This window comes from Mycobacterium sp. IS-3022 (assembly GCF_001500065.1).
GTDB lineage: Bacteria > Actinomycetota > Actinomycetes > Mycobacteriales > Mycobacteriaceae > Mycobacterium.
The window spans coordinates 13,957-28,951 of sequence record NZ_LQIN01000017.1 but is presented as its reverse complement, the minus strand read 5'-3'; the positions used below and the strand labels follow the sequence as shown (position 1 = coordinate 28,951).

Annotated in this window: 13 protein-coding genes and 1 riboswitch; of the genes, 6 read left to right on the top strand and 7 right to left on the bottom strand. The window is 67.3% G+C overall.

Going from position 1 to position 14,995, the window contains the following annotated elements; all coding sequences use genetic code 11:
* Positions 1-23 precede the first annotated feature (23 nt).
* On the bottom strand, positions 24-1,514 hold the full coding sequence (locus AU188_RS12990; protein ID WP_059164126.1) for a gamma-aminobutyraldehyde dehydrogenase: 1,491 nt from the start codon (positions 1,512-1,514) through the stop codon (positions 24-26).
* Positions 1,515-1,636: 122 nt separating this feature from the next.
* Between AU188_RS12990 and AU188_RS12985 the strand changes: the two genes are divergently transcribed.
* The 4 genes from AU188_RS12985 to AU188_RS12970 all read left to right on the top strand — a co-directional run bounded on the left by AU188_RS12985 (position 1,637) and on the right by AU188_RS12970 (position 5,870).
* On the top strand, positions 1,637-2,158 hold the full coding sequence (locus AU188_RS12985) for an Lrp/AsnC family transcriptional regulator (protein WP_059164125.1): 522 nt from the start codon (positions 1,637-1,639) through the stop codon (positions 2,156-2,158).
* Complete coding sequence (locus AU188_RS12980) at positions 2,155-3,540, top strand: aspartate aminotransferase family protein (RefSeq protein ID WP_059164124.1); 1,386 nt, start codon at positions 2,155-2,157, stop codon at positions 3,538-3,540. The genes AU188_RS12985 and AU188_RS12980 overlap by 4 nt, the downstream gene beginning before the upstream one ends.
* Before the next feature lie 23 nt (positions 3,541-3,563).
* Positions 3,564-4,565: an SMP-30/gluconolactonase/LRE family protein gene (locus AU188_RS12975; RefSeq protein ID WP_059164123.1), complete on the top strand. Its 1,002-nt coding sequence runs from the start codon at positions 3,564-3,566 to the stop codon at positions 4,563-4,565.
* Positions 4,566-4,649: 84 nt separating this feature from the next.
* Positions 4,650-5,870: a D-alanyl-D-alanine carboxypeptidase family protein gene (locus AU188_RS12970; protein ID WP_059164122.1), complete on the top strand. Its 1,221-nt coding sequence runs from the start codon at positions 4,650-4,652 to the stop codon at positions 5,868-5,870.
* Here AU188_RS12970 and AU188_RS12965 read toward each other — a convergent pair.
* Positions 5,867-6,793, bottom strand: coding sequence for an NAD(P)H-dependent flavin oxidoreductase (locus AU188_RS12965; protein WP_172799491.1), 927 nt, complete (start codon positions 6,791-6,793; stop codon positions 5,867-5,869). The genes AU188_RS12970 and AU188_RS12965 overlap by 4 nt on opposite strands.
* Before the next feature lie 66 nt (positions 6,794-6,859).
* Positions 6,860-6,927, top strand: a riboswitch (guanidine-III (ykkC-III) riboswitch).
* A gap of 12 nt (positions 6,928-6,939) precedes the next feature.
* Between AU188_RS12965 and AU188_RS12960 the strand changes: the two genes are divergently transcribed.
* Positions 6,940-7,254 carry a DMT family transporter gene (locus AU188_RS12960; protein ID WP_059164120.1) on the top strand — a complete coding sequence of 105 codons (315 nt, stop codon included), beginning with the start codon at positions 6,940-6,942 and terminating at the stop codon, positions 7,252-7,254.
* Here the strand turns inward: AU188_RS12960 and yhjD are convergent.
* The 4 genes from yhjD to AU188_RS12940 form a co-directional block, all read right to left on the bottom strand.
* Positions 7,251-8,285: an inner membrane protein YhjD gene (gene yhjD, locus AU188_RS12955; protein WP_059164119.1), complete on the bottom strand. Its 1,035-nt coding sequence runs from the start codon at positions 8,283-8,285 to the stop codon at positions 7,251-7,253. The genes AU188_RS12960 and yhjD overlap by 4 nt on opposite strands.
* A gap of 18 nt (positions 8,286-8,303) precedes the next feature.
* Positions 8,304-9,320, bottom strand: a complete 1,017-nt coding sequence (trpS, locus tag AU188_RS12950) for a tryptophan--tRNA ligase (RefSeq protein ID WP_059164118.1) — start codon at positions 9,318-9,320, stop codon at positions 8,304-8,306.
* A gap of 109 nt (positions 9,321-9,429) precedes the next feature.
* Complete coding sequence (locus tag AU188_RS12945; RefSeq protein WP_059164117.1) at positions 9,430-10,788, bottom strand: NAD(P)/FAD-dependent oxidoreductase; 1,359 nt, start codon at positions 10,786-10,788, stop codon at positions 9,430-9,432.
* A gap of 37 nt (positions 10,789-10,825) precedes the next feature.
* A complete protein-coding gene (locus tag AU188_RS12940; RefSeq protein ID WP_059164152.1) occupies positions 10,826-11,623 on the bottom strand; it encodes an exodeoxyribonuclease III in 798 nt (265 codons plus the stop codon).
* Between the two features lie 68 nt (positions 11,624-11,691).
* Between AU188_RS12940 and ephH the strand changes: the two genes are divergently transcribed.
* The gene (ephH, locus tag AU188_RS12935) at positions 11,692-12,528 is read left to right on the top strand and encodes an epoxide hydrolase EphH (RefSeq protein WP_059164116.1); all 837 of its coding nucleotides are present in this window, start codon (positions 11,692-11,694) and stop codon (positions 12,526-12,528) included.
* Here ephH and AU188_RS12930 read toward each other — a convergent pair.
* Positions 12,525-14,780 carry an NADP-dependent isocitrate dehydrogenase gene (locus AU188_RS12930; protein WP_059164115.1) on the bottom strand — a complete coding sequence of 752 codons (2,256 nt, stop codon included), beginning with the start codon at positions 14,778-14,780 and terminating at the stop codon, positions 12,525-12,527. The two genes, ephH and AU188_RS12930, sit on opposite strands and share 4 nt — an antisense overlap.
* Between the last annotated feature and the right edge of the window lie 215 nt (positions 14,781-14,995).

Below are 14,995 nucleotides of genomic sequence, written 5' to 3'. Positions count from 1 at the left end.
TCATGGACTCGAAGACACCACTGCTAGCGCTTGGCGAAAACGGTTCGATGCCACGGCTTCTCGGCAACGCCCGTGATGTCGCTCATCACATGCTTGACGGTCAGATACTCCTCGAGCGAGTAGTCACTCATGTCCTTGCCGAACCCGGAGGCGCCGACACCGCCGTGCGGCATCTCGCTGATGATCGGGATGTGGTCGTTGATCCACACACAGCCGGCCTTGATCTCGCGGAACGCCCGCTGCGCGCGGTACACGTCGCGGGTCCACGCCGATGCGGCGAGGCCGTAGTCGGTGTCGTTGGCCTGTCGCAGCGCATCGTCGTCATCGGTGAACGGGCGCACCGTCAGCACCGGCCCGAAGATCTCGTCGCGGTACACCTCCGACCGTTCGTCGACGTCAGCGATCACGGTCGGCAGGTAGAACGCGCCGGGCCGATCCGGGGCCGAGCCGCCGCAGACGATCCGCCCGCCCTCGCCGGGCGCCCGCTGCACCATGCCCGCCACCTTGGCGCGGTGTGCGAGGGAGATCAACGGCCCGAGGTCGGTGTCCGGGTCGTGCGGATCGCCGACGACCACTTTGGTGAACACCTCGCGGACGCCGGCGACGAAGTCGTCGTAGAGCTCGCGCGCGACGATCGCCCGGGTGGCCGCGGTGCAGTCCTGGCCGGTGTTGATCAACGCGCCGGCGGCCGCGCCCTGGATCGCCGCATCGAGGTCGGCGTCGTCGAACACCACGAACGGCGCCTTGCCGCCCAATTCGAGCTGCACCCGATGCCCCTGCGCCGCGGCCGCGGCCATCACCTTGCGCCCGACCGGAGTCGAGCCGGTGAACGTCACGAGGTCGACGCCGCGATGCCCGGCCAATGCTGCGCCCACGTCGTCGCCCAACCCGGTGACGACGTTCAAGACGCCGTCGGGCACGCCGGCGTCCTTGGCCAGCCGCGCCAGCGTCAACGTCGTCAACGGTGTCAGTTCGCACGGCTTGATCACCACCGAGCAGCCGGCGGCCAACGCGGGCAACACTTTCCACACCGCCATCTGCAGCGGATAGTTCCACGGCGTGATGGTTGCGACCACGCCCACCGCCTCGCGCCGGATGCTCGACGTGTGGTCCCCGGAGTACTCGGCGCTGGCCTTGCCGTCCAGGTGGCGGGCCGCGCCGGCGAAGAAGTCGATGTTGTCGACGCTGCCGGGCACGTCGAACTCCGCGGCCAGCCGCACCGGCTTGCCGGTCTGGCTGACCTCCTCGGCGACCAGCGTGTCGGCGCACTCGTCGGCCAGTCGCGCCAGGTTGGACAGAACCGACGAGCGGTCCGCGGGCGTGGCGGTGGCCCAGTCGGCCGAGGCGGCGCGCGCCGACGCCACCGCGGTGTCGACGTCGCCGGGAGTGGCCAGCGCGTAGTCGGCTACGACGTCGCCTGTCGCGGGGTCGACCACCCGGTGGGCGGCTCCGCCGGCCCTCACCGCAGCGCCGTCGATCCAGCTGCCTGCCACCCTTGCGGAAACCGCAGTCATGGCTTCACGCTATCCGGCGCGGCCGCATCAGGCTACGCATTCTTGCTACCTGAGGCCGCTTGGCCGAGGGTTTCATGGCCGTTGGTTGCCCGCTACGACGGATTCCGTGCACAATCACTGGCATGTCTACTCCGGGTGCTACGCACGGCGTCGGACCCGTTTCGTTCCGCGTCAACCACTCTCGACCGGGCGCCGCGTTCCAGCTCGACGACCTGTCGAAGCAGATCATCGAGAAGCTCCAGCAGGACGGTCGGCGCTCTTATGCGGGCATCGGCAAGGCGGTCGGGCTGTCCGAAGCCGCCGTACGGCAGCGGGTGCAACGCATGGTCGACGCGGGCGTCATGCAGATCGTCGCCGTCACCGACCCGATGCAGTTGGGCTTCGCCCGGCAGGCGATGATCGGCATCCGCTGCACCGGCGACACCACCAAGGTGGCCGAGAGGCTGGCCGCCATCGAATCCGTCGACTATGTGGTGCTGACCGCGGGATCGTTCGACGCGATCATCGAAGTCGTCTGCGCGGACGACGACGAGCTCCTCGACCTGCTCAACACCCAGATCCGCGCCGTGCCGGGAGTGATGTCCACCGAGACGCTGGTCTACCTGAAACTCGTCAAGCAGCAATACAATTGGGGCACAAGGTGACTACAACCGGAGTCGCGCAAGACTTTCCGACCGATCTCGACGCAACAGCGCACCGCCACCTGTGGGGCCACTTCGCCCGGCACGGTGCCGACATCACCCCGCCGATCATCACCCGCGGCGAGGGCATCACGATCTGGGACAGCAAGGGTAAGAGCTACATCGACGGGCTGTCGGGGCTTTTCGTCGTCCAGGTGGGCCACGGCCGCCACGAACTGGCCGAGGCCGCGGCCAAACAGGCCGAGCAGCTGGCGTTCTTCCCGCTCTGGTCCTACGCCACGCCGACCGCGATCGAACTGGCCGAGCGGATAGCCGACTACGCGCCCGGCGAGCTGAACCGGGTCTTCTTCACCACCGGCGGCGGCGAGGCCGTCGAATCGGCGTGGAAGCTGGCCAAGAACTATTTCAAGCTCACCGGCAAACCCGGTAAGCACAAGGTTGTTTCGCGGTCGATCGCCTACCACGGCACGCCGCAGGGCGCGTTGGCCATCACCGGTCTGCCGGTGTTCAAGGCACCGTTCGAGCCGCTGACACCCGGCGGATTCCGGGTGCCGAACACGAACTTCTACCGGGCGCCCGCGCCGTATCAAAGCGACGAGAAGGCGTTCGGGCAGTATTGCGCGGACCGGATCGCCGAAGCGATCGAGTTCGAAGGACCCGACACCGTCGCGGCGGTCTTCCTGGAACCGGTGCAGAACGCCGGCGGCTGCTTCCCGCCTCCGCCAGGGTATTTCGAGCGGGTCCGCGAAATCTGCGACGAATACGACGTGCTGCTGGTCTCCGACGAGGTCATCTGCGCGTTCGGCCGGATCGGGTCGATGTTCGCCTGTGACGACTTCGGCTATGTGCCCGACATCATCACCTGCGCCAAGGGTTTGACGTCGGGCTACTCCCCGATCGGCGCGATGATCGCCAGCGACCGGTTGTTCGAGCCGTTCAACGACGGCAAAACGACGTTCGCCCACGGTTACACGTTCGGCGGGCATCCGGTGTCCTCGGCGGTGGCGCTGGCCAACCTCGACATCTTCGAGCGTGAGGGCCTCAACGACCACGTCAAGGAGAATGCCCCGCGGCTGCGGGCCACCCTCGAGCGGCTCTACGACCTGCCGATCGTCGGCGACGTCCGCGGCGAAGGCTTCTTCTACGGCATCGAGTTGGTCAAGGACAAGGCAACCAAGGAAACCTTCGACGACGAGGAGTCCGAGCGGTTACTCCGTGGCTTTCTCACCCCCGCGCTGTTCGAGGCGGGGCTTTACTGCCGGGCCGACGACCGCGGCGACCCGGTCGTCCAGCTGGCGCCGCCGCTGATCAGCGGTCCGAGGGAGTTCGAGGCGATCTACGACATCATGCGCAGCGTGCTCGACGAAGCGGGCCGACTGCTCTGACCCGACGGCGTAGCGTCGGCGACGTGCCCGCCTCGAAGAAGCCGCCGATCGATCCGGTCCGCTGGCAGCCGCCGCCCGTCGACCCGCTGCCGGATCTGCCGCCGGCCGAGCTGACCGTCGTCCCGTTGCCGGGCAACGCACCCGAGGACGTGGTCGTCGACGCCGACGGCGCCGTCTGGACGGGTGTCGACGACGGCCGCATCCTGCGCATCCCGGCCGACGGCGGGGACCCCGTCGTCGCCGCCACGACCGAAGGCCGCCCGCTCGGCCTGCACGTCGCCCACGACGGCCGAATCCTGGTGTGCACCAGTCCCGGCGGCCTGCGCTCGCTGGACCCGGCCAGCGGCACACTGGAGACACTCGTCGCCGAGGTCGACGACCGGCGATTGATGTTCTGCTCGAACGTGACCCAATCACCCGATGGCACAATCTATTTCACCGAGTCGACGAGTGCGTTCAGCTATGCCCATTTCAAGGGCGCGGTGATGGAGGCACGGCCGCGCGGCAGCCTGTTCCGGCGTGACGCCGACGGCACCGTGCTCACCGCGGTGCCGGGTCTGTACTTCGCCAACGGCGTGACGCCGACCGCGGACGGGTCGGCGTTGGTGTTCGCCGAGACGATGGGACGCCGGCTGTCGAAGTTCTGGCTGACCGGGGAGCGCGCCGGCACGGTGACGCCGCTTCGGGAGAACCTGCCCGGCCACCCGGACAACCTGTCCACCGGCGCGGACGGCCGCATCTGGTGCGCGATGGTCTCACCGCTCAACGCCGCCGCCGAATGGCTCGCGCCGCGCTGGCCGGCCCTGCGCAAGCTGCTGTGGAAGCTGCCCGACACACTGCAACCCCAGATCAAACCCGAGGTGTGGGCGGTGGCCTTCGATCCCGACAACGGCGAAGTCGTCGCCGGCTTGCGCACCGAACACCCGCAGTTCGGCATGGTCACCGGCCTGGTCGAGGCCGGCGGCCGACTGTGGATGGGCTGCATCGGTTTCCCGGCCGTCGCGCACTGTGCGCTCCCCGTCTAACACCAGTCACAAATGAAACTTGAGTAACACCAGTCACAGCGCGCCTCCGCGGGATCGTCGCGCCGACGCCTTAATCTGCGCTCGATGGCGAAGTTTCGAAATTCGATGAACCGCGCCGCCGTGCTGGCAGCGGCCTTGTTCGTGGCCGCCGCGCCCGCTGTGGCAAGTGCTCAGCCGCCAGCGGCGCCGGAGGCCAGCGCGTGCCCGTACCGCGAGGTCACCCCGCCTGCGGTCGACGCCTCCGAGGTGCCCAAACCCGGTGAGGCGCCGCCCGCTCCGCTGCCGGTGCCCGCCACACCGATGGGCGGCGAAAAGTTGTCCGGCTGCGGCATCATCACCGCGCCGGGGACGCCGCCGCTGCCCAACGACGTCTCGGCCGAGGCATGGCTGGTCGCCGACCTCGACACCGGCGACGTCATCGCGGCCAAGGACCCGCACGGCAGGCACCGGCCCGCCAGCATCATCAAGGTGCTGACCGCCATGCAGGCGATCAAGGAATTGCCCATCCACCGCGTCGTGCCGGGCACCGCCGAGGACGCCAGCCAGGAAGGCACCAAGGTCGGAGTCGGCGAAGGAGGCCACTACTCGATCAACGACCTGCTGCACGGGTTGCTGATGTACTCGGGCAACGACGCCGCATACGCGCTGGCGCGCCAACTCGGCGGCTGGGACGCCACACTGAAGAAACTCAACGACCTGGCCCACAAGCTGGGCGGCCTCGACACCCGGGTGGCGACGCCGTCCGGCCTCGACGGTCCCGGCATGAGCACATCGGCCTACGACATGGCCCTGTTCTACCGCTACGCCTGGCGCAACCCGATCTTCGCCGACATCGTGTCCACCAAGACGTTCGACTTCCCCGGCCGCGGTGATGCCGGATATCCGATCGAGAACGACAACAAGCTGCTGCTCAACTACCCCGGCGCGATGGGCGGTAAGACCGGTTACACCGACGACGCCGGCCAGACCTTCGTCGGCGCGGCCGACCGGGACGGCCGCCGACTCGTCGCCGTGCTCCTGAAGGGCACCCGCCAGCCGATCGCCCCGTGGGCGCAGGCTGCACATCTGCTCGATTACGGCTTCGCGACGCCCCCGGGCACCAGCGTGGGCACCTTGATCGAGCCGGACCCGTCGCTCGACCCCAAGCCGGAGGCCGACGGCGCGAATCCGGCAGTCAACGCCGCGCCGATGCTGTCGGACGTCGACGCGATGCCGGTGCGGGTCGGCGTCGCGGTGGCCGGCAGCGTGATCGTGTTCGGGTTGATCATGGGCGCCCGGTCACTGAACCGGCGACCACAGCACTAAACCTGGCCCCACGGGCGCAGCAGTAGCTCGGCCTCGGCGCACAGCGATTCGATGACCTCGGCGGCCGACCGCGGTTCACGCACCATGCCCACGCCCTGTCCGGCGTTGACGGGCGCCACTCGATAGTCCTCGGCAGCGACCGCCGCGGCGAGGGCCGCGCGGGCGTCGGCATCGAGGCGGTCCTCGCGGCCATCGAAGCGGTCCACGAAATCGTTGCGTAGAACCCGCTCGGGAAGCGTTGCGGGCCAGGGGTATTCCTGCGCCACGTCGAAGACCCGCGTGGTCACCGTGTCGGCAGCGCGCGCCGCCAGAAGCGGTACCCGGGCAGCGGGCGACGTCGAAGCCTCGGTGCAGGTGGTGAACACGGTGCCGAGCCACGCGCCGGCGGCTCCCGCGGCCAGAACCGCGGCCAACCCGCGGCCGGAGGCGATGCCGCCCGCGGCGAGCACAGGCACGGGCACCTCGTCAAGCACCTCCGCGAGCAACGGCAGGGTGCCGACGCGCGGCTCGCCGTGCCCTCCCCCTTCGGCTCCGCGCGCCACCACCACGTCGACACCGGCGTCCACGGCGCGCCGCGCGGCGGTCACATCGGCCACTTGCACAGCCACCGGCACACCCGCGTCGTGGGCTGCGCGCACCCATGACCAGTCGTCGCCGAAGCTCACGGCCAACAGGGCGGGCTTCGCCGACAGTGCGACCTCCAGCAGGTCGGGCTCGGCCGCCATCACCCAGTGCACGAGCCCGATGCCGAACGGATGGGAAAGCCCGGATACGTGTGGCAGTTCGGCCGCCAGCCCCGCGGCCGTCGCCGAACTACCCATCCCGATCATGCCGAGCCCGCCCGCCCGGGACACCGCCGCGGCCAGGGCACCGCCTGCCGCTCCGCCCATCGGAGCATTGACGATCGGCGCCTCCAGCCCCATCCGACGGGACCACGGTGTCGACAACGCCACGCAGGGGGACGCTACTCCTTTGCTACCGTGGACAGCGATTGGCATGTGAACCATGCGATCCGGACGAGGGGCACCGTACCCGGCCAGCGACAAGACGGCGCCGACGGAGTTGTGTGATGGCTTGGTTGATTCTGGTCGTGTCGGGGGTTCTTGAAGCGGTGTGGGCGTCCGCGCTCAGCAAAACGGAGGGCTTCACCCGCGTGGGCCCGTCGGCGGTGTTCCTGGTGGCACTGGTGCTGTCGATGGTCGGCCTGGGCTTCGCGATGCGCAGCTTGCCCCCCGGCACCAGTTATGCGGTCTGGGTCGGCATCGGCGCTGCGCTGACCGTCGCCTACGCGATGCTCACCGGAGCCGAAAGTGCGTCGGCGATCAAGGTTTTGTTGATCGTCGGCATCATCGGCTGTGTGGTCGGGCTCAAAGCGGTCAGCTAGCGATCGCGGGTCCAGCGCGAAATCCCCAGCGCGCCAAGCGCTCCCACCATAGCGGCGGTCAGCACACCGCCCACGCCGACGCCCTCATGCACCTGCACCCGCGGCGCGATCCGGGCGAGGCCCGGCGGTTCGACGGGCGCGGCCTCGAGGTTTTCGGTCGACGTGGCGGCCCACGCTGTGGCGAACAGGATGAGACGCGACGTGATGTAGGCGAACACCATCAGGCCCAGCACCGGGCCGAAGGTCGCCCCCGCCGGGCCGGTCACGACCGACTGCAGATAGATCGACGCCACCTGCTTGAAGATCTCGAACGCCACCGCCGCCAACAGCCCGGCTCGTAGCGCGGAGCGGAAGCTGACGGATTCGCGGGGCAGCCGCGAGATGATCCAGGTGAACAGCAGCCAGCTGATCAACACCGAAACCAACAGCGAAACCGACCGCAACAGCACGCTCATGCCCGGGACATCCTGCAGCCCAACCCATTCCACCGCTTTGCGCGCCAAACCGGAACTGCTGACCACGGTCAGCGCGACAGTGAGTGCGATCGCGAGGAACAGGCCGGCGATCGCCGTCAGGTCCGACAGCTTGGTGCGCAGGAAGCCTTTGGGCTCCCCGCGCGTCAGGCCCCACATCTGGCTCAGCGCCTCGCGCAGATTCGCCATCCAGCCCAGCCCCGCCCAGACCGCGGCGAGCAAGCCGATGACTCCGACCGAGGTGCGGGACTCGATCGCCGAGTCCATCAGCTCCACCAGTTGGGTGCCGGAGTCACCTGACACCGACGCCCTGATCCGATCCTGGATCTCGGCGAGCAGCTCCGGCTGGCTGGCCAGGATGAAACCGGCGATGGCGAAGCCGACCATCAGCAAGGGGAACAGCGCGAAGATCGTGAAGTAGGTGATGCCGGCCGCGTAGAAGTCGCCCTTACTGTCCTTGTAGCGCTCCTGCGCTCGCATGGCGTGGTCGAACCAGCGATACCGCGCCCGGAACCGATCGACGAACCCCGGCTTGTCGTCCGGCTCGGCATGGGTCATGCCAGCCTCCCCAACACTTCAGCAGCGTCGCCGCAAAAACCCTAACCGGTCGTATACCCGTTCGAGCGTTTTCGCAGACACCTCGCGGGCGCGCTCGGCCCCCGCCGCCAACACCGATTCCAGTTCGGCGGGATCGCCCAGCAGTTCGTCGACCCTGGCCTTGATCGGGCTGACGAACTCGACCACGGCATCCGCGGTGTCGGACTTCAGATCGCCGTATCCGCGTCCCGCGTAACCCTCGACGAGCTTGTCGACGTCGGCGCCGGTGACCGCCGACTGGATCGTCAGCAGGTTCGAGACGCCGGGTTTGGCGTCGGGGTCGTAGCGCACCTCGCGCTCGCTGTCGGTGACCGCCGAGCGGATCTTCTTGGCCGACGCTTTCGGATCGTCGAGCAGGCCGATCAACCCGGCGTCGGTGCCCGCCGATTTGCTCATCTTCGACGTCGGATCCTGCAGATCGAAGATCTTGGCGGTCGCCTTCGGGATCAGCGGTTCGGGGATGACAAACGTCTCCGGGAAGCGGGAGTTGAACCGTTGCGCCACATCGCGCGCCAACTCCAGGTGCTGGCGCTGATCCTCGCCGACCGGAACCAGGTCGGTGTCGTAGAGAAGCACATCGGCGGCCATCAGCACCGGATAGGTGAACAACCCGACAGTGGTGGCCTCGCTGCCTTCCTTCTGCGATTTGTCCTTGAACTGCGTCATCCGCGACGCCTGCCCGAAACCGGTGAAACAGCCCAGTACCCATGACAATTCGGTGTGCGCCGGTACATGGCTCTGCACGAAGATCGTGCTGCGCGCGGGGTCTATACCCAGCGCCAGGTACTGCGCGGCGGTGACGAGGGTTCGCCGCCGCAGCTGTTCGGGGTCCTGGGGGATCGTGATCGCGTGCAGGTCCACGACGCAGAAGAAGGCGTCATAGTCGTCCTGCAGGCCGACCCACTGCGTGATGGCCCCCAGCGCGTTGCCCAGGTGAAGGGAGTCGGAGGTGGGCTGCACGCCCGAAAAGACGATCTGCTGCGCGGAACTGCTCATGATGGGCCCATCTTTTCATGCGGCACCGCGACGGCTGCGAGTGTGGGCTTGATGCACGCCTCACCGGGGTTGTGCGTGACGGTAACCGACGTTCGGCGGAGGCGATTTGTCACCCGATGGCGCGCGGAGTCTCCTGGTCCCGCACCTGTTCGAGCGCCCGCCGCGCGAACACCCACCGCTCGGTGATCGTCATCTGCCCGCGGCCCCTGCCCAGGAAGGTCACGAACCAGGAGAACACCGCGGCGATACGGTTGCGGCTGCCGACGAGGTAGTAGAGATGCAGGCCGAGCCAGGCCAGCCAGGCGATGAACCCGCCGAACTCGAGCCTGCCGACCTTGCATACCGCCGAGAACCGCGACACCGTCGCCATGCTGCCTTTGTCGAGGTACTTGAACGGTTTTCGGGTCGTCGGGTCGGCACCCTTGAGTTCACTCTTGATCAGCTTGGTGGCGTACTTGGCGCCCTGAATCGCGCCCGGCGCCTGCCCCGGCACGCCGGGCACGCTCATCAGGTCGCCGATCACGAAGACGTTCGGGTGGCCCTTGACGGTGAGGTCGGGTTCGACGACCACCCGGCCCGCTCGATCGACCTCTGTGCCGTCGGACTGCTCGGCGACCAGCTTGCCGAGGGGGCTGGCCTGCACGCCGGCCGACCAGACCTTGACGGCGCACTCGATCCGGTACTCGGATCCGTCCTTCTCCTTGACGGTCAGACCCTTGTAGTCCACGTCGGTCACCATGGTGTTCAGCTTGACCTCGACACCGAGCTTCTCCAGCCGACGCTGCGCCTTGAGCCCGAGCTTGGGGCCCATCGGCGGCATCACCGCGCCGGCGGCCTCGATCAGGATCACCCGCGCCTCGGTGGGGTCGATGGCGCGGAACGCCCCCGTCAGGGTCCGATCCGCGAGCTCGGCGATCTGCCCGACCACCTCGACACCGGTCGGTCCGCCACCGACGACGACAAAGGTCAGCCGGCGTTGCCGTTCGTCGGCCGACGTCGTCACCTCGGCCGCTTCGAACGCGCCGAGGATGCGGCCCCGTAGTTCGAGGGCATCGTCGATGGTCTTCATGCCGGGGGCGAACGCCTCGAAATGGTCATTGCCGAAATACGACTGCTGCGCGCCGGCGGCCACGATCAGGCTGTCGAAGGGAACCACCCGCTCCCAGTCGAGCAGCTTGGAGGTCACGGTCTTGTGCTCGAGGTCGACGCCGACGACCTCACCGAGCAGCACCTCGGCATTCTTCTGCTTGCGCAAGATGATTCGCGTCGCCGGCGCGATCTCGCCGACGGACAGGATGCCCGTCGCCACCTGGTACAGCAGCGGCTGGAACAGGTGGTGCGTCGTCTTGGCGATCAGCGTGACGTCGACGTCGGCTCGTTTGAGGTGCTTGGCGGCGAACAGGCCACCGAAGCCCGACCCGATGATGACCACGCGATGGCGGCGGGGCACTTCGTTGTCTACGGTCATGGCCTGCGCTCCTCCCGACGCACCGGATCCATCGACCCTATCGGTATTCGACCGTCACCGGCGCATGGTCGGACCAGCGCAGCGCGTACGCCGCCGCGCGCTCGACCCGTGCCGCCACCGCACGCCCCGCCAGCTCCGGCGTCGCCAACTGGTAGTCGATGCGCCAACCCGCGTCGTTGTCGAATGCGCGGCCCCGCCACGACCACCACGCGTACGGGCCAGGCTGATCGGGATGCAATTCGCGGACCACGTCCACCCAGCCCGTCCCGAGAAGCTCGCTGAGCCACTGCCGTTCGGCCGGTAGGAAGCCCGACTTCTTGATGTTGCCCTTCCAGTTCTTGATGTCGTTCTCGGTGTGGGCGATGTTCCAGTCGCCGCAGACGACGGCGTCGCGGCCCGCACACATCAGCGTCGCCATCCGCGCGGCGAGCACCGCCATGAACCGCTCCTTCTCCAACTGTCGCGGGGTGTCGGCCTCGCCGGTCTGGATGTAGAGGCTGGCGACCGTCAGGCCAGCGGTGTCGGCCTCCAGGTACCGCCCGTGCGACCCGAATTCTTCGGATTCGATCAGCCGCGCGGCCTCGATCGGGTGCCGGGACAGAACGGCAACCCCGCTGCGGCCCTTGACATGCGGTTCGGCGGACGCCAGATGCCAACCGTCGGACAGCGCCGGAGCCAACGCCGCGGCCAACTGCGCGTCGTCGGCCCGGGTCTCCTGGAGGCACACCACATCGGCGGGAGTCTCGGCCAGCCAGGGCAACAGCCCGAGGTTCTGCGCAGACCGCTGCTTGACGGCGGCCCGGATCCCGTTGACGTTGACGGTGCTGACGATCAGCGAACTCACAGCGGGCGACCCTACCGACGCACTTGCGGTACCGCCGGTATCACCTTAATGTCGGGCTGATGACCGAGCGCGCACCGATCCACGTCGGCTCCGGCGAGCCAATGCTGTTGCTACACCCGTTCATGATGTCGCAGAACGTGTGGAAGAAAGTCGCCCCGCTGATCGCCGACACCGGCCGGTACGAGGTCCTCGCCCCCACCATGCCCGGACACAACGGCGGCGTGAAGGGCCACTACTTCCTCGACACGGCCGAACTGGCCGACGACGTCGAACGCCGCCTCGATGCGCTCGGCTGGGACACCGCGCACATCGTCGGTAATTCGCTCGGCGGCTGGGTGGCCTTCGAGTTGGAACGCCGCGGTCGGGCCCGCACGCTGACCGGTATCGCACCGGCCGGTGGCTGGAGTCGGTACACGCCCGCCAAGTTCGAGATCGTCGGCAAATTCCTGGCCGGCCTGCCCGTCTGGCTGTTCACACTCGCGTTCCGCCAGCACGTCCTGAAGTTGCCGTTCACCCGCTATCTGGCCCACTTCCCGATCAGCGCCACCCCGGACCGCCTGTCCGACGAAGACCTCGTCGACATCATCGACGACGTCACCCACTGCCCGGCCTACTACCAGTTGTTGGTGAAGGCACTGTTGATGCCGGGCCTTCTGGAACTCGCCGAAGGCAAAGCGCCGACGCACCTGGTGATCTGCGAGAAGGACCGGGTGCTGCCGCATCCGCGGTTCACCCGCCATTTCAGCACGCATCTACCGTCGAGCACAGAGGTCACCCACCTCGACGGCGTCGGGCACATCCCGATGTTCGAAGCGCCGCAACGGGTCGCCGACGTGATCCTCGGGTTCGTCGACCGGTATGCGACACCGCAACCCAGGGAAGCGCTCGGCGGCTAACCCTCCGTCACCGGCTGTTCCGTCGCGCCTTCCAGCACCGAGTTCAGCGTCTTGCTCGGCCGCATCACCGCCGTGGTCTTCTCGCGGTCCGGATAGTAGTAACCGCCGATGTCAACCGAGTCCCCTTGCACCTCAGCGAGTTCGGTGACGATGGCGTCCTCGTTCTCGCCCAGCGTCTTGGCCAGCCCGGCGAAGTGGTCGGCCAGTTCCTTGTCGTCGGTCTGCTCGGCGAGCTCCTGCGCCCAGTACATGGCGAGATAGAACTGGCTGCCCCGGTTGTCCAGCTCGCCGGTCTTGCGCGACGGGCTCTTGTTGTTGTCCAACAGTTTTCCGATCGCCGAGTCGAGCGTCTTGCCCAGCAACACAGCGCGCTTGTTGTCGGTCTTGCGGCCGATGTCCTCGAAACACGCGCCGAGGGCGAGGAATTCACCGAGCGAGTCCCAGCGCAGGTGGTTCTCCTCGACCAGCTGGTGGACGTGCTTGGGAGCCGAACCGCCGGCGCCGGTCTCATACATGCCGCCACCGGCCATCAGCGGCACGATCGAGAGCATCTTGGCGCTGGTGCCCAACTCGAGGATCGGGAACAGGTCGGTCAGGTAGTCGCGCAGGATGTTGCCGGTCACGGCGATGGTGTCCTGGCCGCGGATCAGCCGCTCCAGCGTGTACCGCATCGCCCACACCTGCGGCATGATCTGGATTTTCAGGCCCTCGGTGTCGTGCTCGTTCAGGTACTCCTTGACCTTCTTGCGCAGCTCGACCTCGTGTGGACGCTCGGTGTCGAGCCAGAACAGCGCCGTCATGTCCGAAGCCCGGGCCCGCGTGACGGCCAGCTTCACCCAGTCCCGGATCGCGGCGTCCTTGACGACCGGCATCCGCCAGATGTCGCCGGTCTCGACGTTCTGCGTCAACAGCACCTCGCCGGTGTCGATGTCGACGATGTTGGCGACGCCGTCCTCGGGGATCTCGAAGGTCTTGTCGTGGCTGCCGTACTCCTCGGCCTTCTGCGCCATCAACCCGACGTTCGGAACCGTGCCCATGGTGGTGGGGTCGAACTGCCCGTGGGTCTTACAGAAGTTGACCATCTCCTGATAGATGCGGCTGAACGTGGATTCCGGGTTCACCGCCTTGGTGTCCTTGGTGCGCCCGTCCGCGCCGTACATCTTTCCGCCGAGCCGGATCATGGCCGGCATCGACGCGTCGACGATCACGTCGGACGGTGAGTGGAAGTTGGTGATGCCGCGGGCCGAGTCGACCATGGCCAGTTCCGGCCGGTGCTCGTGCACGGCGTGGATGTCCTGGACGATCTCCTCGCGTTGCGACGCCGGCAGCGACTGGATCTTGTCGTACAGATCCGACATTCCGTTGTTGACGTTGACCCCGAGTTCATCGAGCACCTGCTGATGCTTGGCGAACGCCTCCTTGTAGAAGACCTTCACCGCGTGCCCGAAGACGATCGGGTGCGACACCTTCATCATGGTGGCCTTGACGTGCAGCGAGAACATCACGCCGGTCTTGTAGGCGTCCTCGATCTGTTCTTCGAAGAATTCGCACAGCGCCTTCTTGCTCATGAACATGCTGTCGATGATGTCGCCGTCGTCGAGCGCCACTTCCGGCTTGAGGACCAGCGTCTCGCCGCTCTTGGTCTCGAGCACCATCTTGACCTTGCGATCCTTGTCGAGCGTCATCGACTTCTCGCCGTGGTAGAAGTCGCCGCGCTTCATGGTCGCCACGTGAGTGCGCGACGCCTGCGACCACTCCCCCATGCTGTGCGGGTGCTTGCGCGCGTACTCCTTGACGGCCTTCGGCGCGCGACGGTCCGAATTACCTTGCCGCAGAACCGGGTTCACTGCGCTGCCGAGGACCTTGGCGTAGCGTTCCTTGATCTGCTTCTCCTCGTCGGTCTTCGGCTCACCGGGATAGTCCGGCAGGTCGTAACCCTTGCCCTTCAACTCCTTGATCGCGGCCAGCAGCTGAGGGACCGAAGCGCTGATGTTCGGCAGCTTGATGATGTTGGTGTCCGGTTGCTGAGTCAGCTCGCCCAGCCGGGCCAGGTTGTCGGGCACGCGCTGCTCTTCGGTCAGCCGGTCGGAGAACTCGGCGAGGATGCGCGCCGCCACCGAGATGTCGCTGGTTTCGACGTTGATGCCGGCCGGTTCGGTGAACGTGCGAATGATCGGCAGGAACGCATAGGTCGCCAGCAGCGGCGCCTCGTCGGTCAGCGTGTAGATGATGGTCGGCTGCTCGGCAGTCATTCGGTGTTCTCCCGGCGTCGGTAGCGGTCGGTTCGAGGATGTTCGGTGTCGCGTCGACTACCAGTATTGCCTCGGACATGACGCTACGTGTGAGCCAGGGGGTCGGCCCCATCGACAAAGAACGAGCTACTGACCAGTAGCTTTGCCGCCCGCCCTGCACAGCGGGGCTTTGCCGTACGCCGGTTCGACTCGCGAGAGTTACACCAGGACCGCGG